This is a genomic window from Streptomyces sp. NPDC048644 (assembly GCF_043199105.1).
GTDB lineage: Bacteria > Actinomycetota > Actinomycetes > Streptomycetales > Streptomycetaceae > Streptomyces.
The window spans coordinates 421330-443225 of record NZ_JBICVO010000006.1; the positions used below are offsets into that span (position 1 = coordinate 421330).

The 21896-nt window shown below is 71.6% G+C and carries 16 protein-coding genes; 10 read left to right on the forward strand and 6 right to left on the reverse strand.

Features of this window, described 5'->3' with window-relative positions:
- Nucleotides 1–305 precede the first annotated feature (305 nt).
- Entirely contained in the window at nt 306–1406 is a 1101-nt protein-coding gene (locus ACGFNI_RS16980) for a LacI family DNA-binding transcriptional regulator (protein ID WP_393684479.1), read from the reverse strand.
- A 429-nt stretch (nt 1407–1835) separates the two neighbouring features.
- Between ACGFNI_RS16980 and hisC the strand changes: the two genes are divergently transcribed.
- The 5 genes from hisC to ACGFNI_RS17005 all read left to right on the forward strand — a co-directional run bounded on the left by hisC (nt 1836) and on the right by ACGFNI_RS17005 (nt 11217).
- Nucleotides 1836–2912, forward strand: coding sequence for a histidinol-phosphate transaminase (gene hisC, locus ACGFNI_RS16985; RefSeq protein WP_393684481.1), 1077 nt, complete (start codon nt 1836–1838; stop codon nt 2910–2912).
- A 283-nt stretch (nt 2913–3195) separates the two neighbouring features.
- Nucleotides 3196–4704 (forward strand): cytochrome ubiquinol oxidase subunit I, encoded by a 1509-nt coding sequence (locus ACGFNI_RS16990; protein ID WP_393684483.1) that lies wholly within the window; start codon nt 3196–3198, stop codon nt 4702–4704.
- Nucleotides 4705–4713: 9 nt separating this feature from the next.
- Entirely contained in the window at nt 4714–5715 is a 1002-nt protein-coding gene (cydB, locus tag ACGFNI_RS16995) for a cytochrome d ubiquinol oxidase subunit II (protein ID WP_393684485.1), read from the forward strand.
- A 61-nt stretch (nt 5716–5776) separates the two neighbouring features.
- Nucleotides 5777–9430: a thiol reductant ABC exporter subunit CydD gene (cydD, locus tag ACGFNI_RS17000; protein ID WP_393684487.1), complete on the forward strand. Its 3654-nt coding sequence runs from the start codon at nt 5777–5779 to the stop codon at nt 9428–9430.
- A 107-nt stretch (nt 9431–9537) separates the two neighbouring features.
- Nucleotides 9538–11217, forward strand: a complete 1680-nt coding sequence (locus tag ACGFNI_RS17005) for a GAF domain-containing sensor histidine kinase (RefSeq protein WP_393684656.1) — start codon at nt 9538–9540, stop codon at nt 11215–11217.
- Nucleotides 11218–11229: 12 nt separating this feature from the next.
- Here ACGFNI_RS17005 and ACGFNI_RS17010 read toward each other — a convergent pair whose 3' ends face one another.
- The gene (locus tag ACGFNI_RS17010; RefSeq protein WP_393684488.1) at nt 11230–12306 is read right to left on the reverse strand and encodes an HAD hydrolase family protein; all 1077 of its coding nucleotides are present in this window, start codon (nt 12304–12306) and stop codon (nt 11230–11232) included.
- A 164-nt stretch (nt 12307–12470) separates the two neighbouring features.
- Between ACGFNI_RS17010 and ACGFNI_RS17015 the strand changes: the two genes are divergently transcribed.
- The 3 genes from ACGFNI_RS17015 to ACGFNI_RS17025 all read left to right on the forward strand — a co-directional run bounded on the left by ACGFNI_RS17015 (nt 12471) and on the right by ACGFNI_RS17025 (nt 15136).
- A complete protein-coding gene (locus ACGFNI_RS17015; protein WP_393684490.1) occupies nt 12471–13364 on the forward strand; it encodes an LLM class flavin-dependent oxidoreductase in 894 nt (297 codons plus the stop codon).
- A gap of 177 nt (nt 13365–13541) precedes the next feature.
- Nucleotides 13542–14441, forward strand: coding sequence for a zinc metalloprotease HtpX (gene htpX, locus ACGFNI_RS17020; protein WP_393684491.1), 900 nt, complete (start codon nt 13542–13544; stop codon nt 14439–14441).
- Nucleotides 14442–14572: 131 nt separating this feature from the next.
- Nucleotides 14573–15136: a hypothetical protein gene (locus tag ACGFNI_RS17025; protein WP_393684493.1), complete on the forward strand. Its 564-nt coding sequence runs from the start codon at nt 14573–14575 to the stop codon at nt 15134–15136.
- A gap of 136 nt (nt 15137–15272) precedes the next feature.
- Here ACGFNI_RS17025 and ACGFNI_RS17030 read toward each other — a convergent pair whose 3' ends face one another.
- Nucleotides 15273–15842: a PadR family transcriptional regulator gene (locus ACGFNI_RS17030; RefSeq protein ID WP_393684494.1), complete on the reverse strand. Its 570-nt coding sequence runs from the start codon at nt 15840–15842 to the stop codon at nt 15273–15275.
- Nucleotides 15843–15956: 114 nt separating this feature from the next.
- On the opposite strand from ACGFNI_RS17030, the gene ACGFNI_RS17035 reads away from it, so the two are divergent.
- Nucleotides 15957–16538: a hypothetical protein gene (locus tag ACGFNI_RS17035; RefSeq protein ID WP_393684496.1), complete on the forward strand. Its 582-nt coding sequence runs from the start codon at nt 15957–15959 to the stop codon at nt 16536–16538.
- A 4-nt stretch (nt 16539–16542) separates the two neighbouring features.
- The gene (locus ACGFNI_RS17040) at nt 16543–17868 is read left to right on the forward strand and encodes a carotenoid oxygenase family protein (RefSeq protein ID WP_393684498.1); all 1326 of its coding nucleotides are present in this window, start codon (nt 16543–16545) and stop codon (nt 17866–17868) included.
- Nucleotides 17869–17968: 100 nt separating this feature from the next.
- On the opposite strand, the gene ACGFNI_RS17045 is transcribed toward ACGFNI_RS17040, so the two are convergent.
- From ACGFNI_RS17045 to ACGFNI_RS17055, 3 genes are all read right to left on the reverse strand, one after another.
- On the reverse strand, nt 17969–19033 hold the full coding sequence (locus tag ACGFNI_RS17045; RefSeq protein WP_393684500.1) for a MerR family transcriptional regulator: 1065 nt from the start codon (nt 19031–19033) through the stop codon (nt 17969–17971).
- 11 nt (nt 19034–19044) lie between these two features.
- Nucleotides 19045–19962, reverse strand: coding sequence for a metal-dependent hydrolase (locus ACGFNI_RS17050; RefSeq protein WP_393684501.1), 918 nt, complete (start codon nt 19960–19962; stop codon nt 19045–19047).
- Between the two features lie 117 nt (nt 19963–20079).
- The gene (locus ACGFNI_RS17055) at nt 20080–21870 is read right to left on the reverse strand and encodes an SDR family oxidoreductase (protein ID WP_393684502.1); all 1791 of its coding nucleotides are present in this window, start codon (nt 21868–21870) and stop codon (nt 20080–20082) included.
- Nucleotides 21871–21896 lie beyond the last annotated feature (26 nt).

A 21896-nucleotide genomic window follows, 5' to 3' on the forward strand; every position in this document is an offset into this window, starting at 1 on the left:
TAGGAACGCTGCTCGCGGGTTGTGACGCACCCGGGGGTGGTCAATCGACGGGAGCTCGGCGTTCCCTGCGGTTTTATCCCGAGATCACCCTGATTTTCCCTGGCCGTGGGGGCTGACCGGGCCGCTGCCGGTGCGTCGCTCGCGCCGGTTCCGGGAGCGTATCCAACACGCGGCGGCCGGATCATGGCGTGAATGCGACGGTCGGCGTGGCGCGGAACGTCCCGGACGGGAGGCCGACGGGCCGGCCCGGGAGGGGCACCCACTCGGTGCCCCTCCCGCTGCCGACGCTGCGCCGACGGTAGGGATCAGTCGCCGGCCGGGCCGCGCGGCGGGCTGACGGTCGTGCGGGGGGACCGGCGCTGGGACGAGGTCCGCACGATCAGGTCGGTCGGTATGACCTGTTCCACCGGGCACCCGTCACCCAGTCCTTCGATCGCGTCGATGAGGATCTGGACGACGGCGGTGCCGATGCGGCGGGGTTTGAGGGACAGGGTGGTGATCGGCGGTTCGGTGTTGGCGTAGACGGTGGACTCGCTGCAGCAGACCAGCAGCAGGTCGTCCGGGACGCGCAGTCCGTAGCGGCGGGCCGCGGCGAGCAGGTCCGTGCCGTTGGGGTCGAAGAGGCCGTAGACGGCGTCGGGGCGGTCGGGCCTGGCCAGGAGCCGGTCGGCGGCGACGGCTCCGGCGCACGGGTCGTGTGCCGGGTAGGACTCGTAGACCGGGTCCTGGCCGACTCGTTCGCACCACCGGAGGTACGCGGTGGTCGACAGCCGGGTGTAGGTGTCGGTGGTGGTGCCGGTGAGGAGGCCGATGCGGCGGGCGCCGGCGTCGGCGAGGTGGTCGAGCAGGCCGAGTACGGCCGCTTCGTGGTCGTTGTCGACCCAGCCGGTGACGGGGAGGGTGCCGCCGGGGCGGCCGTCGGAGACGACGGGGAGGCCGTGCCGGACGAGTTCGGTGACGACGGGGTCGCCGTCGGCCGGGTCGATGACGACCGTGCCGTCGAGTGCGACGTTGGACCACACGTCGTGGCGGGAGGTCGCGGGGAGGATGACGAGGGCGTAGCCGCGGGCCAGCGCGGCGGAGGTGGCGGCTCTGGCCATCTCTGCGAAGTACGCGAATTCGGTGAAGGTGAAAGGTTCATCCCCGTACGTGGTCACGGTCAGGCCGATGAGGCCCGATTTGCCGGTACGGAGGGTTCGGGCGGCGGCGGAGGGGCGGTAGCCCAGCCGTTCGGCCACCTCGCGGACGTGGCTACGGGTGGCATCCGGAAGCCGGCCCTTGCCGTTGAGCGCGTCGGAGACGGTCGTGATCGATACGCCGGCCGCGGCGGCCACATCTCGGATGCCTGCCCGCCCCAGCCGGCGACCGGTCGACCGGCTCACCTGGTGCTTCCCTGCTGCTGTCATGGCGAGCCGATAGTAGGGCTCGGGCGGGCTTTTCGCGGGAGTCGGCCGTCGCCTTGCAGAAGGCACGTTTCTGCAAGGTGATCAGTCGTCAATATCCTTGGAAGGTAAGGGAGTTGTGGGTTTCGGGTGGAGTTGGCCGGGTCACCGGGGGCGTTCGCCTGGCGATCTCGTCAGGTATCGAAGAGGTCTCAAGTCACCTTCACGGGGGACGCGCGCCACGGAGTGAGCTACCGGCGCGCGCAGATATGGCGAGCGCGCCCCGGGGGCGAGTGGGCGGCGCGGTACGGGTGGCTGACTCGCACCGTACGGGGACGGGGCCCCAGGGCCGTGGGAAGGGCGGCCGGGAAGCGGGGGTCTGCCGCCGAACGGGGGAATCCTCTTAAGGTGTGCAGTATTGGAGTCGAGTGGGACGGTCGAGGAGGACCTGCGGTGAGCGAGAAGACCCCGAAGCTGCGTGCTGCGCTGGACGGCATCCCCACCTACAAGCCGGGCCGGCCGGCCCCGGAAGGGCCCGCCGCGTACAAGCTGTCCTCCAACGAGAATCCCTATCCCCCGCTGCCCGGCGTCCTGGAGACCGCGGTGGCCGCCGCCGGGGCCTTCAACCGCTACCCCGACCTGGCGTGCACCGGTCTGATGGCGGAGCTGGCCGAGCGCTTCTCGGTGCCGGTGGAGCACCTGGCGACCGGTACCGGATCGGTGGGGGTGGCGCAGCAACTGGTGCAGGCGACGGCCGGTCCCGGCGATGAAGTGATCTACGCCTGGCGGTCGTTCGAGGCGTACCCGATCGTCACGCAGGTCTCCGGTGCCACGTCCGTGCAGGTTCCGCTGACCTCCGACGAGGTGCACGACCTGGACGCGATGCTGGCGGCGATCACCGACCGCACTCGGCTGATCTTCGTCTGCAACCCCAACAACCCCACGGGCACCGTCGTGCGCCGTGCCGAGCTGGAGGCGTTCCTGGACCGGGTGCCGGGGGACGTCCTGGTGGTGCTGGACGAGGCGTACCGCGAGTTCATCCGCGATGCCGAGGTGCCGGACGGCGTGGAGCTCTACCGTGACCGGCCCAACGTCTGTGTGCTGCGGACCTTCTCCAAGGCGTACGGGCTGGCGGGGCTGCGGGTCGGTTTCGCGGTGGCGCACGCGCCGGTGGCCGCGGCGCTGCGCAAGACGGCGGTGCCGTTCGGCGTCAGCCAGCTCGCGCAGGAGGCGGCCGTGGCGTCGCTGCGCAGCGAGGCGGCGCTGCTGGAGCGGGTCGACGCGCTGGTCGCCGAGCGGTCCCGGGTGGTCGATGCGCTGGCCGGGCAGGGCTGGACGGTTCCGGAGACGCAGGCCAACTTCGTCTGGCTGCGGCTGGGGGACCGTACGACGGACTTCGCGGCTGCGTGTGAGCGGGCCGGTGTCGTGGTGCGGCCGTTCGCCGGTGAGGGTGTGCGGGTGACGATCGGTGAGAGTGCGGCGATGGACCTGTTCCTGCAGGCAGCCGAGGAGTTCCGCAAGGCGTTGTGACGCGCGGTTTTTCCGGCCTTGGGGCCGCGGGCCTGACGGCTCGCGGCCCCAAGGCGTTGTGCAGGGCGCCGGGTACCGGTGCGGAGGCTGCGCGGTGGGGTCCGCACCGTGGATTCCTGCGTGACCGCGGTCACGCACCCCCCGTAAGAATGGCTGGAAGCGTGTGAGAGATAATGCTTGTGAATGTGAACGCGTTCACAAGCGCGCCCTTTATGCCCCGCTTCATTGGGGGCAAAAGGTGCAGATTGCCGTAGTGCAAACGGCGACGTAAGGAGAGAATGACGTGGAACTGGCGTTGGCGCCAGAGACTCTGGCGCGATGGCAATTCGGCATCACGACCGTCTACCACTTCCTGTTCATCCCCCTGACGATCTCCCTCGCCGCTCTGGTGGCCGGACTTGAGACCGCCTGGGTGCGAACGGCGAAGCAGAAGTACCTCAAGGCCACCAAGTTCTGGGGCAAGCTCTTCCTGATCAACATCGCGATGGGTGTCGTCACCGGCATCGTCCAGGAGTTCCAGTTCGGCATGAACTGGTCCGACTACTCGCGGTTCGTCGGTGACGTCTTCGGCGCCCCGCTCGCGTTCGAGGCGCTCATCGCCTTCTTCTTCGAGTCGACCTTCATCGGTCTGTGGATCTTCGGCTGGGACAAGCTCCCCAAGAAGATCCACTGCTTCTGCATGTGGATGGTCTCGATCGGCACGATCCTGTCGGCGTACTTCATCCTCGCCGCCAACTCCTGGATGCAGCACCCCGTCGGCTACAAGTACAACGCCGCGAACGGCCGGGCCGAGCTGACCGACTTCTGGAAGGTGCTCACCCAGGACACCACCCTGGTCGTGGTGTTCCACACGCTGACCGCCGCCTTCCTCACCGGCGCCGCCTTCATGGTCGGCATCTCCGCGTACCACCTCATGCGCAAGAAGCACATCAAGGTGATGCGCACCTCGCTGCGGCTCGGCCTGGTCACCCTCGTCATCGCCGGTGCCCTCACCGCGATCAGCGGCGACCAGCTCGGCAAGGTCATGTTCAAGCAGCAGCCGATGAAGATGGCCGCGGCCGAGGCGCTGTGGGACAAGGAAGAGCCGGCGCCGTTCTCGGTCTTCGCCTACGGCGACGTCGACAAGGGCCACAACAAGGTCGCCATCGAGATCCCCGGCCTGCTCTCCTTCCTCGCCCACAACGACTTCACCTCGCCGGTGCCCGGCATCAACGACGTCAACAAGGCCGAGCAGCAGAAGTTCGGGCCCGGCGACTACCGGCCCAACATCCCCGTCGCGTACTGGGGCTTCCGCTGGATGATCGGCTTCGGTATGACGTCCTTCGTCATCGGACTGGCCGGACTCTGGCTCACCCGCAAGAAGTTCTGGCTCTCGCCGGGGCTGCGGACCGGGGACGAGGAGCCACCGCTGCTGGCCGTCACCAAGAACAAGGTGCTCGGCGCTCGCCTCACCAAGTGGTACTGGTCGCTCGCCTTCGTCACCCTCGGCTTCCCGCTCATCGCCAACTCCTGGGGCTGGATCTTTACCGAGACCGGCCGCCAGCCGTGGGCCGTCTACGGCGTGCTGCGCACATCCGACGCGGTCTCGCCCGGTGTCTCGCAGGGCGAGGTGCTCACCTCGCTGATCGTCTTCACCGCGCTCTACGCGATCCTCGCCGTCGTCGAGGTGAAGCTGCTGGTGAAGTACGTCAAGGCAGGGCCCCAGGAACTCACCGACTCCGACCTCAACCCGCCCACCAAGATCGGCGGCGACAGTACCGACGCCGACCGGCCGATGGCCTTCTCGTACTAGGAGGCGACTGTGCATCTCCACGACGTCTGGTTCGTCCTGATCGCCGTTCTCTGGACCGGGTACTTCTTCCTCGAAGGCTTCGACTTCGGCATCGGCGTCCTCACCAAGCTGCTCGCCCGTGACCGTAAGGAACGGCGGGTCCTGATCAACACCATCGGCCCGGTCTGGGACGGCAACGAGGTCTGGCTGCTCTCCGCGGGCGGCGCGACCTTCGCCGCCTTCCCCGAGTGGTACGCCACCCTCTTCTCCGGCTTCTACCTGCCGCTGCTGCTCATCCTCGTCTGCCTGATCGTGCGCGGAGTGGCGTTCGAGTACCGCGCCAAGCGCAGCGAGGAGCGGTGGCAGCGGAACTGGGAGCACGCGATCTTCTGGACCTCGCTGCTGCCCGCGGTGCTGTGGGGCGTGGCGTTCGGCAACATCGTGCGCGGCGTGAAGATCGACGCGCACAAGGAGTACGTCGGCAGCGTCCTCGACCTGCTCAATCCGTACGCGATCCTCGGCGGTCTGGTCACGCTGACCCTGTTCACCTTCCACGGCGCGGTGTTCGCCTCGCTCAAGACGGTGGGGGACATCCGGGAGCGGGCGCGCCGGATGGCGACCGCGCTCGGCCTCGTCACCGCCGTCCTGGCGATCGGCTTCCTGAGCTGGACGCAGGCGGACAAGGGCGACGCCGGCAGCCTGATCGCCATGATCGTGGCGGTCGTTTCCCTGGTCGCGGCGCTCGGCGCGAACCGGCTCGCCCGGGAGGGATGGGCGTTCGCGTTCTCCGGGATCACCATCGTGGCCGTGGTCGCGATGCTCTTCCTGACGCTCTTCCCGAACGTCATGCCGTCGTCGTTGAACGGGAGTTGGAACCTCACGGTCACCAACGCCTCGTCCAGCCCTTACACGTTGAAGATCATGACCTGGTGCGCCGGCATCGCGACACCGATCGTGGTGCTGTACCAGGGGTGGACATACTGGGTGTTCCGTAAGCGGATCGGCACCCAGCACATCGCCGAGGCCCACTAGCCGTAGCCCTACGCCGAGTTCGCCTCTCCGGGGGGCGAACTCGGCCGGCTCATCTGGACGGATGTTTCACGTGAAACCGGTCGACCCGCGCCTGCTCCGATACGCCCGCGCCACCCGGGGATTCCTCATCGCGGTGGTGGTGCTCGGGCTTGCCGGGGCGGGCCTGGTCATCGGCCAGGCCATGCTGATCGCCGAGATCGTGGTCGGGGCCTTCCGGAACGCGCTCGATCTCGGTGATCTGGCCACTCCCGTGGCGCTGCTCGCCGCCGTCTCGGTCGGGCGGGGGCTGGTCTCCTGGCTCACCGAGCTGGCCGCGCACCGTGCGAGCGCCGCGGTCAAGTCCGAGCTGCGGATGCGGCTGATCGAACGGGCGGCGCGGCTCGGGCCGGGCGCCGAACTCCGCCGCCCGGACGGCGGGACGGACGCCGGGACGCAGGCGACCGCCACCCTGGAGATGCGTACCGGCGAACTCACCACCCTCGCCACCCGCGGAATCGACGCGCTGGACGACTACTTCGCCCGCTATCTGCCGCAGCTCGGCCTCGCCGTCGTCGTCCCGGTCGCCGTGCTGGCCCGGATCGTCACCGGCGACTGGATCTCGGCGCTGACCATCGTCATCACCCTTCCGCTGATCCCCCTGTTCATGATCCTCATCGGGTGGGCCACCCAGTCGCGGATGGACCGGCAGTGGCGGCTGCTCGCCCGGCTGTCGGGCCACTTCCTCGACGTCGTCGAGGGGCTGCCCACCCTCAAGGTCTTCGGCCGGGCCAAGGCCCAGGCCGCCTCCATCCGCGCCATCACCGGTGACTACCGCAGGGCCACCCTGCGCACGCTGCGGATCGCGTTCCTCTCCTCCTTCGCACTGGAACTCCTCGCCACCCTCTCCGTCGCGCTGGTCGCCGTCGGCATCGGCATGCGGCTGGTCAACGGCCACCTCGACCTCTACACGGGGCTGATGGTGCTGGTCCTGGCGCCGGAGGCGTATCTGCCGCTGCGGCAGGTGGGCGCGCAGTACCACGCGGCGGCCGAGGGGCTTTCGGCGGCGGAGGAGATCTTCGCGGTGCTGGAGACCCCGCCGCGGGTGCCAGGCACCGCCGCCGCTCCGGCCGGTACCGCGCTGACCGTCGACGGGCTGAGTGTCCGCCACCCCGGCCGGAGCGCCGACTCGCTGCCCGCCACGTCGTTCGAGGTGCGGGCCGGGGAGACCGTCGCGCTGGTCGGGCCCTCGGGGGCGGGCAAGTCCACCCTGCTCAGCGTGGTGCTCGGCTTCACCGAGCCGTCCGCGGGCCGGGTCCTCGTCGACGGGCAGGACATCGCGTCCCTCTCCCCCGACGACTGGCGCAGCCGGATCGCCTGGGTGCCGCAGCGACCGCATCTCTTCGCCGGCACCATCGCCGAGAACGTACGGCTGGCGCGCCCGGACGCCGATGACGCGTCGCTGCGCGGGGCGCTGCGGGACGCGGGCGCGCTGGACTTCGTCGACGCGCTGCCCGACGGCGCCGCGACCCGGCTCGGGGAGTTCGGCGCCGGTCTCTCCGCGGGCCAGCGTCAGCGCATCGCGCTCGCCCGCGCCTTCCTCGCCGACCGTCCGGTCCTGCTCCTGGACGAGCCGACCGCGGGCCTGGACGGCGGGACGGAGGCGGCGGTCGTGGACGCGGTGCGCCGTCTGGCGGCCGGGCGCACGGTCCTGCTGGTCGTGCACCGGCCGGCGCTGCTCGCGGTGGCCGACCGCATCGTGCGGCTGCCGGACCCGGCGGACGGCGGCGGCGTCACCCGGACCGGCGCGGCGCAGGTCCCGGCGCGGCCGGTGTCCGCCGCCCCGGCTCCGGTGGCCGCCGCCCCGGCCGCCGCGCCCGAGCCCGCCGGTATGGGCGCAGGGGCCGGTTCGGCGCTGTCGCGGCTGCGCCGGCTGGCCCGTGCCCGCAGGTCCAGGTTCGCGCTCGCGCTGCTGCTGGGCAGCCTGGCGCTGGGCAGCGCGGTGGGGCTGATGGCGACGTCCGGGTGGCTGATCTCGCGGGCTTCGCAGCAGCCGCCGGTGCTGTATCTGATGGTGGCGGTCACCGCGACCCGGGCGTTCGGCATCGGCCGCGCTGTCTTCCGGTACGCCGAACGGCTCGTCGCGCACGACGCGGTGTTCCGGATGCTCGCCGATGTCCGGGTCGCCGTCTTCCGGCGGCTGGAGAGGCTGGCGCCCGCCGGTCTGAAGGACCGCAGCCGCGGCGATCTGCTGTCGCGTCTGGTGGCCGATGTCGACGCCGTGCAGGACCACTTCCTGCGGTGGCTGCTGCCCGTGGGGGCCGCGGTGCTGGTCGGCGCGGGCACCGTCGGATTCACCGGCTGGCTGCTGCCGGAGGCGGGCGGGCTGCTCGCCGCGGGGCTGCTGCTGGCGGGCGCCGGGGTGCCCGCGGTGTCGGGTGTGCTGTCCCGCCGTGCGGAGCGTCAACTGGCGCCCGCGCGGGGGCGGCTGTCCACCCGGATCGTCGATCTGCTCACCGGCACGGCCGAGTTGACGGTCGCGGGCGCGCTCGCGGGCCGTACGGAAGCGGTGCGGCGCGCGGACCGGGAGCTGACCGCCATCGCGTCCCGCTCGTCGGCGGCGGCGGGGACGGGGGCCGGTCTTTCGGCGCTGCTGTGCGGGCTGACGGTCGTCGCGACCGCGGTGGCCGGGGTGCAGGCGGTGCGCGACGGGCGGCTGGACGGGGTGGCGCTCGCGGTGGTCGTGCTGACGCCGCTGGCCGCGTTCGAGGCGGTGGCCGGGCTGCCGCTCGCGGTGCAGTACCGCCAGCGCACCCGGCGGGCGGCGGAACGGGTCTTCGAGGTGCTGGACGCCCCCGATCCGGTCGTCGAACCGACGGCCCCGGCTCCCGCCCCCGCCTCGCCTTTCCCGTTGGCCGTAAGGGATCTGGCCGCGCGTCACGCCGGGCAGACCGGCCTCGCGCTGGACGGCGTCGGGTTCACCCTGAACGCCGGCCGGCGGCTCGCCGTCGTCGGCACCTCAGGCTCGGGCAAGACCACCCTCGCGCAGGTGCTGCTGCGTTTCCTGGACCGGGAGGCGGGCTCCTACACGCTGGACGGTGTGGACGCCGCGGCGCTGGACGGCGAGGCGGTGCGGCGTCTGGTCGGGCTGTGCGCGCAGGACGCGCACCTCTTCGACAGCTCGCTGCGCGAAAACCTCAGGCTCGCCCGCCGGAACCCGGACCCCGCCGTGTCCGGTGGCGACGAACAGCCGCCCGCTGACGACCAGGACCTGTGGGACGCGCTCGGCAGGGCGCGCCTCGCGGAGTGGGTGCGCGGGCTGCCCGACGGGCTCGACACCATGGTCGGCGAGCACGGGGCCCGGCTGTCGGGCGGCCAGCGGCAGCGTCTCGCGCTGGCCCGCGCGCTGCTGGCGGACTTCCCCGTACTCGTCCTGGACGAGCCCGCCGAACACCTGGACCTGGCCACCGCCGACGCGTTGACCGCCGACCTGCTGGCGGCGACCGAGGGCCGGACGACGGTCCTGATCACCCATCGGCTGACCGGTCTCGACGAGGTCGACGAGGTGCTGGTCCTGGAGGGCGGCCGGGCCGTGCAGCACGGCGGGTACGCGGAGCTGGCCGCGGCCGACGGGCCGTTCCGCCGGATGCTGGAACGCGAGCGCGCGGTGGATGCGGCGTACGGCCTGGCGCAGCAGGCGTCGAGCGTGCGCACCGGCGTCCCGGCCCTGCCCGCATAACTGGACTTTCCTCGGAAAAGCGTCGTTATTAGGCTCAAGGTATGGCAGCCACGGCAGGACCTCAGGACCCCGCGGACTTCCGGTCCGCCGGATCGGACCCCGACCCGATGCGCGCCGCGACCGAGGCGACCCGCAGCCTGCAGGGCCTCTCGTCCGAGCTGACCGCGCGGGTGCCGCAGCTGCTGGAGGCGATGCGCACGGTCGGCGCCGGTTTCGACCTGCACATCACCCTCGACCGGATCGTGGAGACCGCCGCGGAGCTGGCCGACGCCCGGTACGCCGCGATCGGCATCATCGACGACGCCCGCGAGGGCCTGTCCGACTTCGTGACGTACGGCGTGACCGCGGCGGAGCACCGGCGTATCGGTGAGCTGCCCGACGGCCACAAGGGGCTGCTGGGCGCGCTCATCCACGACCCGCAGGCGATGCGTCTCGCCGACCTCACCCAGGATCCGCGGTCGGCCGGCTTCCCACCGGGACACCCGCCGATGCGGACGTTCCTGGGGGTGCCGATCCGCGTCCAGGGCGAGATCTTCGGCAACCTCTATCTGACGGAGAAGCGCGGCGGCGGGCAGTTCAGCGAGGGGGACCTGCACATGGTGCGGGTGCTGGCCACCGAAGCGGGCATCGCGATCGGCAACGCCAGGCTGTACGCCCTCACCCGGCAGCGGGAGCACTGGATCGACGGCTCGGTCGCGGTGACCACCGAACTCCTCGCGGGCAGCGACGTCGACGACGCGCTCGCCGTGGTGGCCGAACAGGCGCGGCGGCTGGCGGATTCGGCGGCCGGGATCGTGCTGCTGCCCGACGAGGAGGGCGGTCTGGAGATCGTCGCGGTGTCGGCGGACGACCCGACCGGGATCATGGGGACGCAGATCCCGCCGGACAGCCCGGTGACCGCGCAACTCCTGGCGGGCGAGCCGGTGTTCGTGGACGATTCGGCCACCGACCCGCGCATGATCACCGCCATCGCGCCGCGTTTCGGGCCGAGCATGATGCTGCCGCTCAAGAGCGACGGCCGGGTCCTGGGCACGCTCGCGACCCCCAGGAACCGCGGCGGGCGCGCGTTCACCGCCGCCGAGCGCACCCTGGCCACCCAGTTCGCCGCGCAGGCCGCGCTGGCCCTGGTGCTCGCCGACGCGCAGCGGGACCGGGAACGCCTCGCGGTCTTCGAGGACCGCGACCGGATCGCCCGTGACCTGCACGACCTGGTCATCCAGCGGCTGTTCGCCACCGGGATGCTGCTGGAGAGCGCGCAGCGCAGGGCCGAGGTGCCGGAGGTCACCCAGGGCATCGGCAAGGCCGTGGACGAACTGGATGTGACGATCCAGGAGATCCGCACCGCGATCTTCGCGCTCCAGCAGGGCCCGGCCGAGGCGCCGTCCGGGCTGCGCACCCGTGTGCTGCGGGAGATCGGCGCCGCCGCCGTGCCGCTCGGCTTCCAGCCGTCGGCGCACTTCGTCGGACCGGTCGACTCCCGGGTCGGCGAGCTGACCGGCAAGAACCTGATCGCGGCGCTGCGGGAAGCGCTGTCGAACGCGTTCCGGCATGCGCGGGCGTCCCGGATCGAAGTCGTCGTCGATGCGACGGTGGCGCTGCCCGACGGCACGGACGGGGTGCGGCTGACCGTCACGGACGACGGGGTCGGCGTCCCGGAGGGCGGCCGGCGCAGCGGCCTGAAGAACCTCGCGAAGCGCGCCGAGTCGCTCGGCGGATCGAGCGTCCACGGGCCGGGCACCGGCGAAGAGGGCACGGGCACCAGGGTCACCTGGGAGGCGCCGCTCTGAGGCCGGGGGCGGCTACGCCTTGAGGATCTGCTCGATGACGGCTGCCACGCCGTCCTCGTTGTTGGAGACCGTCCGGCCCGTGGTGGTGGCCAGCACGTCGGGATGGGCGTTGGCCATGGCGTAGGAGGTGCCGGCCCAGCCGAGCATCTCTATGTCGTTGGGCATGTCCCCAAAGGCGACGACCTCCTCCGGGGCGATGCCGCGTTCCGCGCAGCACCGGGCGAGCGTGCCGGCCTTGCTGACCCCGGGGCCGCTGATCTCCAGGAGGGCGGTGGGGCTGGAGCGGGTGAACGAGGCGAGGCCGCCCGCGGTGGTGCGGGCCAGGGCGAGAAACGCGTCGGGATCCAGGTCGGGGTGGTGCGCGAGGAGCTTCAGGACGGGCTGGCCGGGGCCGGTGGTGGGGATCTCGGTGCCGGAGATGCCCGGAGTGAGGTGGGGGGTGCCGGTGCCTGGTGACTCGAAGGGGGCCGTCGCTGCGGTGTCGTACGCCGCGGCGTACGGGGCGCCGTCCTCCGCGCCGCCGGGCCGGGCGAGGCCGTACGGGGCTGCCGGGTCCGAGCCGTCCGGCAGGTCCGTGCCGTTCAGTCGGGTCGGCGCGGGGCCCGGAGGCGGTGCGAAGTCGTCGGCGAGCAGCTTTTCGGCGGGGGCGATGGCCGCTGCCGGGTCGAGGTGGAAGGGCGGGTACTGCGGCTCGTAGTGGATGCCGCCGGTGCATTCGACCGCGAAGGTGGTGCCGGGCGCCGCGCTGCGCAGCGCGTCCACGACGGCGCGTGCCGCGGCGCGTTCCAGCGGGCTGACCTCGACGATGCGGCGGCCACGGTGCAGGTCGACGACGGCCGCGCCGTTCGCGCAGATCGCCAGGCCGTGACCGTGCACGTGATCACTGACCACGCCCATCCAGCGGGCCGGGCGGCCGGTGACGAAGAAGACCTCGACACCGGCCTGTTCCGCGGCGGCCAGCGCGGCGATCGTGCGGTCCGAGACCGTTTTGTCGTCGTGCAGCAGGGTGCCGTCGAGGTCGGTGGCGATCAGCCGGGGCGCGAGGGCCGGTTCGGGCACCCGGTGCGGCGTCGCAGAGGCATCAGTCACCGGTCCATCTTCCCGTACCGCGGCGCACAGGCGTGCGGTGGGGCGCGCGCATGAGCCCGTGGGATGGCCGGTACGGGGCGCCGGGGCGGACGCCGGGGCCGGTCGGCGGGGCGGTCCTTCCGGCGCCCTGTGGGTGATCGGGCGGCGGCCGTAGGCTCGGGGGTATGCGACTGAGCACCGTGATCCTCCCCGTTCGCCGTTGGTCCGACGGCGGAAAGGAGGTGTGGCAGCACGCCGAGGAGCTGGGCTTCCACACCGCGTACACCTACGACCACCTCTCCTGGCGGAGCTTTCGCGACCAGGCGTGGTTCGGCGCGATTCCGACGCTGACGGCAGCCGCCGCCGCGACCTCCCGGCTGCGCCTCGGCACCCTCGTCACCTCGCCGAATTTCCGCCACCCGGTCACCCTCGCCAAGGAGTTGATCTCGCTCGACGACATCAGCGAAGGACGCGTCACGCTGGGCATCGGCGCCGGCGGGAACGGCTTCGACGCCACCGCGCTCGGCCAGAACCCGTGGACGCCGCGGGAGCGGGCCGACCACTTCGGCGAGTTCGTCACCCTCCTCGACCGGCTGCTGACGCAGGACGTCGTCTCGTACGAGGGCGAGCACTACTCCGCGCACGAGGTCCGCAACATCCCCGGGTGTGTGCAACGGCCGCGGCTGCCGTTCGCGGTGGCGGCCACCGGGCCGCGCGGTCTGAAGCTGGCCGCCCGGCACGGCCAGGCGTGGGTGACCACCGGTGATCCGAAGCTGTACGCGGAGGGGACGCCGGAGCAGTCGGTTGCGGCCCTGCGAGGCCAGGTGGAACGCCTGGGCAAGGCGTGCGCCGACGTCGGCCGTGACCCCGGTGAGCTGCGGAAGATCCTGCTGACGGGGTTCACCCCCGACCGGCCGCTGGACTCGTTCGACGCGTTCGTGGACTTCGCCGGCACCCATGCCGAGCTGGGTTTCGACGAGATCGTGCTGCACTGGCCGATCGCCGATTCGATGTTCGCGGCCGACGTCGCGGTCTTTGAACGGATCGCCGCGGAGGGGCTGGGGCAGCTCGGCGCCTGACCGCCTCCTGGACCGCTGTTTCCTCCGGGGCTCATGGTGCGTCGCTGGCCTGGGCTTTATCCCGCATAGAGCAAAGAAGAGGGAGAATCGGTGCAGCGGCGTACTGTGCGGCCCGGCGCCGGGGAAGGCGCGGCCCCGGGCCCGCACGGTGCGCGGAACGCGACGTGTGGAGGAGCCATGGCACAGACCCGTTTCGCCCCCGACCGCGGGCTCACCTCCCGCATGGTCATGACGATGTTCTTCATCGGACTGCTGTACGTCGTGGTCGTCGGGGTGCTGGTGGTGCTGCTCAAGGGCGCGTGGGTGGTGGTGCTGGTCATCTCGGGCGGCCTGTTCATCGCGCAGTTCTGGTTCAGCGACCGGATCGCCGCGTTCAGCATGGGAGCCCATGAGGTGACCCCCGAGCAGGCGCCCGAGCTGCACGGCGCCGTCGACCGGCTCTGCGCGCTGGCCGACATGCCCAAGCCGCGGGTGGCCATCGCGGAATCGGACGTGCCGAACGCGTTCGCCACCGGCCGCAACCAGAAGAACTCCATGGTCTGCGCCACGACGGGACTGCTGCGGCGGCTGGAACCCGATGAGCTGGAGGGGGTGCTGGCCCACGAGCTGTCGCACGTCGCGCACCGCGATGTCGCGGTGATGACCATCGCCTCGTTCCTCGGCGTCCTGGCCGGAATCATCACCCGGGCCGCCCTGTGGAGCGGCGTCGGACGCAACAACCGTGACCAGAACGCGGCGGTCGCCGTCCTCATCGTCACCGCGGTCAGCGCGGTCGTGTACGCCATCAGCTTCCTGCTGACCCGCCTGCTGTCGCGCTACCGCGAGCTGTCAGCGGACCGGGCCGCCGCGATCCTCACCGGCCGCCCGTCGTCCCTGGCCTCCGCGCTGACGAAGATCACCGGGCAGATCGCGCGGATCCCGACCGACGACCTGCGCAAGTCCCAGCCGTTCAACGCCTTCTTCTTCGCCCCCGCGTTCAACAAGGAGACCTTCAACCGGCTGCTGTCGTCCCACCCGACGCTGGAACAGCGCCTTGACCAGCTGGGACGGATCTCGGCGCAGCTGGGCAGGCCGTGACGGTGCGGCCGGCGCACCACGGTGCGGTCCGGTGCCCTGGGCGCCGCTGACGGCCGGACGGGAAGGACGGCGGCGCCTGGCACGGCCTGTGCCGGGCGCCGGGACCACCGCGAGCGAGGAGTATGGACCGCATGGGATTTCTGGACGCCCTTCTGGGCCGCAGCAAGCCGGTACGCCCCGATCTCGACCGGCTGTTCGCCCTGCCGTCCGCGGCGGTCACCCTCCAGGCCGCCGCCGGGTTCACCCCCACGGGCCTGGGATCGGTGTGTTTCGCCAGCGTCGAGGGCGCGGAATTCGCCCGCATCCAGGACGAGGTGCGGGCCCTCCTGGGTACACCGGTCGAATTCAGCCAGGACGCGTACGGCTACACCTGGATGCAGGCGCGGCACGATCCGGGGGACGCGGCGGGGCTGGTCAATGACCTGCACGCGGTCAACTCGGCGTTGGAGGGCGCGGGGTTCGGGCCTCAGCTGCTCTGCTCGCTGATGGGTTTCCGCAACGAGCGGGGGCAGCGTCTCGCGCTCGTCTACCTCTACAAGCGCGGCACGTTCTACCCGTTCGCGCCGAAGGGCGACGGCGCCCAGAAGCGGGACAATCCGCTCGAACTCCAGGTGCGGGCGATGCTCGCGGACGATCTGACGATCGAGGAGGACCTCGGCCGGTGGTTCCCGGTGTGGAGCGCGCCGGGCCTTTGAGGGGCGGGCGGCCTGCCCGGCGGCGGTAAGCGGTCGGGCAGGCCGCCGTCGGCGCCGACCCGGAACACCCGGCCTGCCCGGCGGCGTCCAGTGGGGCCCGCGGCGGGCTGCCGTGCGGGCCCGGCCGGGCGGTGCCTCACTCCTTGTGCGCCTGCCGGTCCCTGACCCGCTCCCCCGCCTTCCTGGCCTTCGCGGATTCGATCTCCTCCGCAGCCCACTTCGCCCATTCCTCGTGCATCGTCGACATCCGCAGGCCGTACTCCAGGGCGAGCCGTCCGTAGACCGAGATCATGTCCTCGTCCCACTCCGTGTGCTGGTCGATCTCCTCGTACCGGGCGCGTGCCCGAGCGGCGTCCGAGCCCATCTTCAGGAGGTAGGCGCGGGCTTCGAGCGGGGTGAGGACGCCGAGGAAGAAGACCCGCAGCAGGCCGTCGTGGCGGGCGGGGCCGTTGGGTTCGACGTCGGTGAGCCAGTGCCGCAGCTCGGTCAGGCCGTCGTCGGTGATCGCGTATTCCTTACGGCCGCGCGGGCCGTGGGCGGCGACCTCGACCAGCCCCGCGGTCGTGAGCTTGCCCAGCTCGCCGTAGACCTGGCTCTGCGTCGCCGGCCAGACCTCGGCCAGCGAGATGTTGAACAGCTTCATCAAGTCGTAGCCGCTGGCGGGGGCTTCGGACAGCAGTCCGAGCACGGCATGTCTGAGGCTCATGACCGTCACTTTACCTTCCAGTCTTGACATGTCAAAGATGCACCTTCTATCTTCGACATGTCTGAAGTGGAATGTGGCGTGGGGGGATTTCCGCGGCATGAGAAATGGGGGGTCATGATCTACCTGAGAGGCTTTCTGCCGTGGCTGGCGTTCGCGGGAGCGTCCTCGTTCGGCTGGCAGTGGGGTGCGCTCGCCGGACTCGCGCTCGCCGCCGTGCTGCTCCTGGCCGACCGTGCGGCGGGCTGGTCACCGGCCGCCCGCACGCTGGAGTACGGCACGATCGTGTTCTTTGCGGCGCTCACCGTGCTCGCCTTCGCGCGGCCCGACAGCGGCCTGGAGTCCTACAGCAACGCGCTGTCCACGGGCTGGCTCGCGCTCATCGCCTGGCTGTCGATCGCCGTCAGGTGCCCGTTCACCCTCGCCATGGCCCGCCGCATGGCGCCGCCCGAGGTCTGGGACAGTCCGCTCTTCCGGCGGATCAACGTCGTGATCACCGCGGCGTGGGCGCTGTCCTTCACGCTCACCGCGCTCGCCCAACTGGCGGTCGTCGCCTACGGGTTGGGCGTGATCTTCTCGATTCTCGTCCAGGTCTCCGGGTTCGTCGTTCCGATCAGGTTCACCGCTACGTACCCGGACCGGGCTCAGGCCCGGTTCGCCCGGGAGACCGGTATCCAGCCGCAGCCCCAGGAGGCATGACGCCATGACCACCGCATCCACCCCCGCACCCCACATGGCAGGCAACTTCGCCCCGGTGCCGGACGAACTGACCTGCTACGACCTGCCGGTCGACGGCGCCATCCCGCCGGAGCTGAGCGGCTGGTACCTGCGCAACGGCCCCAATCCGCGGGAGGCCGCCTCGCGGCACTGGTTCCTCGGTGACGGCATGGTCCACGGCCTGCGCCTGGACGGCGGCCGGGCCGTCTCCTACCGCAACCGCTGGGTCCGCACCTCCACCTTCACCGACGGCGCGAAGGTGGTCGACGAACAGGGCCGCTTCGACCGCACCGCCGGCCTGGCCAACACCCACATCGTCCGGCACGCCGGCCGCACCCTGGCGCTGGTGGAGTCCTCATTCCCCTACGAAGTCGACTGCCGCCCCGGCCATGAGCTGGAGACCATCGGGCCGCACGACTTCGCCGGCCGGCTCACCACCGCCATGACGGCCCACCCCAAGACCTGCCCCACCACCGGCGAACTGCATTTCTTCGGGTACGGCGCCCCCAAGCCCCCATTCCTCACCTATCACCGTGCCGATGCGGCAGGGGAGCTGGTGGTCAGCCGCCCGGTCGAGGTACCGGGGCCCACGATGATGCACGACTTCCATCTCACCGCATCCCACGTGGTGTTCATGGACCTCCCGGTCGTCTTCGACCACAAGCTGCCCGGATTGCCGTACGGCTGGGATCCGGAGTACGGCGCCAGGCTGGGCGTGCTGCGCCGTGACGACCCGTTCGGCGAGGTCCGCTGGCTGCCCATCGATCCCTGCTATGTCTTCCACGCGCTGAACGCCCACGACGACGGTGACCACCGCATCGTCCTGTACGTCTCCCGGTACGCCACGTTCGGCGGTCGCGCCCCCGCCCATCTGTGGCGCTGGACCATCGACCTCGCCGCGGGCACGGTCGCCGAGGAGCAACTCGATGACCAGTTCTGCGAGTTCCCCCGGGCCGACGACCGGCTGGCGGGCGGCCCGGCCAGGTTCGGCCACGCAACGTCGTGCGAGTTGCCCGACTCGGGCCCGGCCGCGGGTGCGCTGCTCCGCTACGACCTGCGGACCGGATCGGCCGTCCGGCACGACTTCGGTCCGGGCCGCACTCCGGGGGAGGCGGCCTTCGCGCCGGCGGACGACACTCCCGGCGGCCCCGGCTGGCTGATCACCTATGTCCATGACGCGGCCACCGACACCAGCGATCTCGTGATCCTCGACGCCGACGACGTAGCCGCGGACCCTGTGGCGACGGTCCGCCTTCCGCGGCGGGTTCCCTACGGATTCCACGGCAACTGGCTGCCCGATCCGGTGAGTTGAGGATTGAGTTGACGATCCGCTCCGGTGCGCGTCGGCGCTCATGGACCGTTCTTTGACAACTGCACAGTGAGGCTCAGGCCGGCCGCTGCCGCCGTCCGGGTCAGCCGTCTTCGCCGTCGAGGTCGGCCGTCGTTGCCTTCGTCCTCGCAGTGGCGGCGGTCCGGGCGCCTCGGGTGGCGGGTGCGGCCAGGGCGTCCATGGTGCGGGCCTGGACCTCGCGCTGGGCGGCGGCTGCGATGAACTCCGCCGTGTTCTCCGGCCCCACCAGATCCCGCACGGCGCGCACGGTCGCTGCGGGGAGGGCCACCGGATCCCGGCCGGTGGCGGGGCCGGAGGGCGCCGCGCGCTCACCGCCGGGCAGCTCTCGCCGTGCCGACGGCGCCGCCACCGTGACCGCGGGCCGGTCCGCGGCGGCCGGAGGGAGGGATTCGACGAGGTGGTGGCGGAGGTGCCGGGTGGCGAGGGTGCGCATGGCACGGGCCAGTTCGGCATCGATGGTCTGCTGGGCCAGCGGGCGCAGCCGGCGGATCAGTGCCGCCGCTTCGACCGCCTCCGCCTCCGTCGGCGGGTGATCCAGGAAGGGCTGGAAGACATGCTCGGTGGTGAAGTCCAGGAAGCGCGAGGCGATGTGCTCCACCTCGGCCCGCACCTCCCGCAGATGACGGGCGATGGCCGCCAACGGGACGCCCGCGGAGTGCAGTTCGGCGGCGACGGCGAGTTCCTGGGGGCTGGGCACCAAGAACTCGTCGTCCCGGCCAGGGACGCGTTCCAGGACACCCAGCTCGACGGCCTCGGCGAGCGCCGCGTCGTCCGGTACGCCACCGAACGCGGTGTGCAGGTCGGCGCGGCCGATGCGGGATGCCTTCTCGTCGCTCCAGGGCCCGTCGATCTCGGCCACGAGTCCGAGCACCCCGCCGAGGTCACGGCCGGCGTCCCACGCCTCAAGAAGTTCCTTGATGCTGGCGAGGGTGTAGCCGCGTTCCAGCAGGTCAGCGATCTGCCGGAGGCGGGCCAGGTGGGCGTCGCCGTAGACATTGGCCCGGCCCCTGCGCTCCGGCCGCGGCAGCAGGCCGCGGTCCTGGTAGGCGCGGATCGTCCGGACCGTGGCACCGCTGAGATGGGCCAGGTCCTCGATGCGGTACTCCGGCTGCGGCTGGTCGGTCAAGACGGTGCTCCTCACGAGATGGCCGCGCGGCCCACCGCACCTGCCGCGGCCCGTGCGGCCGGGGAAGACGCCAGGTAGGCGACGGCCGTGCGCAGCGACCCTTCCTGCGAGGGATGGTACGACCGGCGGAGGTAGCGCGGTATCGCCGCTCCCAGCAGGCGCCAGCCGGGCAGCAGCCCCTTCCTCACGGCACGGTGGTGTTCCCGCAGCGAATAGCGGGAGCGGGCGGCGAGTTGGGGATCGTGCCGCAGCAGATAGGCCGCGCCCCAGGCCCAGAGGTGGAGCAGGACGGGCGCCGTGACGGCCATGCCCAGCTGGCGCCTGAGGTAGCGGGCCGGATCGTCACCGCCGGTGTGCTGGTACATGTCGAAGGCCACCGCGCGGTGCTCGACCTCCTCCGCGCCGTGCCGGCGCAGCAGATCGAGCATGACCGGGTCGGGGCCCGCGCGGTCCAGGCCGTCGGCTTCCAGCACCCAGGAGCCGAGTACGGCGGTGAACTGCTCGATGGCGGCGACGAGCGCGAGGCGGAAGCGCAGCCACTCCGGCGCGGGGACCGGGACGCCGAACGGGGCCCGCTCGCCCAGCAGGGTTTCGAAGAGGAAGTCGACGTGCCGGGTGTAGGGGCCGGTGTCGAGACCCTGGTGTGCCAGGTGCTCCAGGACGTAGGAGTGCTGGACGCTGTGGGTGGCCTCCTGGCCCATGAAGCCCTTCACGTCCCTGAGCAGGTCCTCGTCCCGGACCAGGGGCAGCGCTTCCTTGAAGACCTTCACGAACCACCGTTCACCGGCGGGCAGCAGCAGGTGCAGCACGTTGATGACATGGGTGGCGGTGGGCTCGTCGGGTATCCAGTGCAGCGGGGTGTCGCGCCAGTCGAACGAGACCCGGCGCGGTGCGATGGGGTGGTGCTCCTCCGGTCGTGGCGTATTCATACGCGACTCCTGTCGTGGCGACGCTCCTGACCTGGTGTTTCTTCCTTTTTATGGGCCTTCTGGTAGGTGCTGGGCGGCACCCGAGGGCCGGGGGGAGGCCGCCCCCGGGTGCCGCCCCTACAAGCGCGGCTCGATACGGGCGATGGCGCGCAGGGCCCGCGGGGCGAAGCGGGAGAGCAGGTGGGCGCCGCGTGCCTCGGGGGTGACCGGGACCACCGCCTGGTTGCGGACCACCGCGCGCAGTACGGCGTCGGCGACCTTCTCCGGCGGGTAGTTGCGCATGCCGTACGCGCGGGCGGCCTTGGCCTGGCGGCGCTTCTCCTCTTCCGCCGATACGCCGGTGAAGCGCGACGTGCTGGTGATGGCGGTGTTCACCAGGCCGGGGCAGATCGCCGAGACGCCGATGCCCTGCCCGGCCAGTTCGGCGCGCAGGCATTCGCTGAGCATCAGTACCGCTGCCTTGGAGGTGCTGTACGCGGGAAGGGCCCGGGAGGGCTGGAACGCCGCGGCCGACGCGGTGTTGACGATGTGGCCGCCCTGCCCCCGGTCGGCCATCCGCCTGCCGAAGGTCCGGCAGCCGTGGATGACGCCCCAGAGATTGACGTCGAGGACCTTCTTCCAGTCCTCGGGCGTGGTCTCCATGAAGGACCCGGACAGGCCGATGCCGGCGTTGTTCACCAGGACGTCGACGGTGCCGTATTCCGCGTCGACCTTGTCGGCGAGCTTCTCCATCGCCGCCGCGTCGGAGACGTCGACGACCTCGCTGAACGCCTGCGGGGCGCCGATCAGCCGCGCCATGTCGGCGGTGCGCGTGGCCCCCTCCTCGTCCCGGTCCACGGCGATGATCCGGGCGCCGGCCTCGGCGAACGCGAACGCCGTGGCCCGGCCGATGCCGCTGGCCGCGCCGGTCACCAGCACCAGCTGGCCGCCGAAGCGGTCCGCGTGCGGACCGCGCGCCGCGACCTCCTTCGCCGGGTCGCCCTCCTCCTGGGCGGTCACGAACTCCGTGACCCAGGAGACCAGTTGGTCGGGCCGGGTGCGCGGCACCCAGTGCTTGGCCGGCAGGGTGCGGCGGGTCAGCCGGGGTGCCCACTGGTCGAGGTCGTCGTAGAGCCGCTCCGAGAGGAACATGTCGCCGGTCGGGGTGATGAGCTGGACGGGGCAGTGCGCGTAGGCGTCGGCGCGCGGGCGGCGCAGCCGGGCCCGGACGTTGTCGCGGTAGAGCCAGGCGCCGTGGGCGGCGTCGGTGGGCAGCGACGAGGTCGGGTAGCCGCCGCCCGGCACCTTTTCGAAGCGCTCCAGGATGGCGGGCCAGCGCTTGCCGAGCGGGCCCTTCCAGGCCAGTTCGGGCAGTGCCGGGGTGTGCAGCATGTAGACGTACCAGGACTTCATGCCCTGGCCGAGCAGCTGGGCGGCCCGCCGCGGCGAAGGGCGTGACATCCGCTGCTTGATCCAGTGGCCGAAGTGGTCGAGGGAGGGGCCCGACATCGAGGTGAAGGACGCGATCCGGCCCTCGGTGCGCCGGACCGTGGCGAACTCCCAGGACTGCACCGATCCCCAGTCGTGGCCCACCAGGTGCACCGGACGGTCCGGGCTGACGGCGTCGGCGACGGCCAGGAAGTCGTCCGTCAGCTTCTCCAGGGTGAACCCGCCCCGCAGCGGCTGCGGGGCGGTGGAACGGCCGCAGCCCCGGACGTCGTAGAGCACCACATGGAAGCGGTCGGCCAGGCCGCGGGCGACCTCGGACCACACCTCCTTGCTGTCCGGATAGCCGTGCACCAGCATCACGGTGGGCCGCGCCGGATCGCCCAGTTCGGCGACGCACAGCTCGACGCCCCCGGTACGCACCCGGCGCTCCCGTGCCCCCGGAAGCCCGCCGTCCGCCCCGCGGGCCCCGGCGCTCTCCATACCCTTCCCCTGCCTGAGCCCCTGCC

Excerpts from the sequence above, each read along its gene's own strand:
- ACGFNI_RS17030 (WP_393684494.1), bottom strand. The coding sequence starts at position 15,842 with ATGAGCCTCAGACATGCCGTGCTCGGACTGCTGTCCGAAGCCCCCGCC.
- ACGFNI_RS17005 (WP_393684656.1), top strand. The coding sequence starts at position 9,538 with ATGCGCGCCGCGACCGAGGCGACCCGCAGCCTGCAGGGCCTCTCGTCC.
- ACGFNI_RS17050 (WP_393684501.1), bottom strand. The coding sequence starts at position 19,962 with ATGAATACGCCACGACCGGAGGAGCACCACCCCATCGCACCGCGCCGG.
- ACGFNI_RS17055 (WP_393684502.1), bottom strand. The coding sequence starts at position 21,870 with ATGGAGAGCGCCGGGGCCCGCGGGGCGGACGGCGGGCTTCCGGGGGCA.
- ACGFNI_RS17040 (WP_393684498.1), top strand. The coding sequence starts at position 16,543 with ATGACCACCGCATCCACCCCCGCACCCCACATGGCAGGCAACTTCGCC.
- ACGFNI_RS17035 (WP_393684496.1), top strand. The coding sequence starts at position 15,957 with ATGATCTACCTGAGAGGCTTTCTGCCGTGGCTGGCGTTCGCGGGAGCG.
- ACGFNI_RS16980 (WP_393684479.1), bottom strand. The coding sequence starts at position 1,406 with ATGACAGCAGCAGGGAAGCACCAGGTGAGCCGGTCGACCGGTCGCCGG.
- ACGFNI_RS17015 (WP_393684490.1), top strand. The coding sequence starts at position 12,471 with ATGCGACTGAGCACCGTGATCCTCCCCGTTCGCCGTTGGTCCGACGGC.
- cydD (WP_393684487.1), top strand. The coding sequence starts at position 5,777 with ATGTTTCACGTGAAACCGGTCGACCCGCGCCTGCTCCGATACGCCCGC.
- ACGFNI_RS17025 (WP_393684493.1), top strand. The coding sequence starts at position 14,573 with ATGGGATTTCTGGACGCCCTTCTGGGCCGCAGCAAGCCGGTACGCCCC.
- htpX (WP_393684491.1), top strand. The coding sequence starts at position 13,542 with ATGGCACAGACCCGTTTCGCCCCCGACCGCGGGCTCACCTCCCGCATG.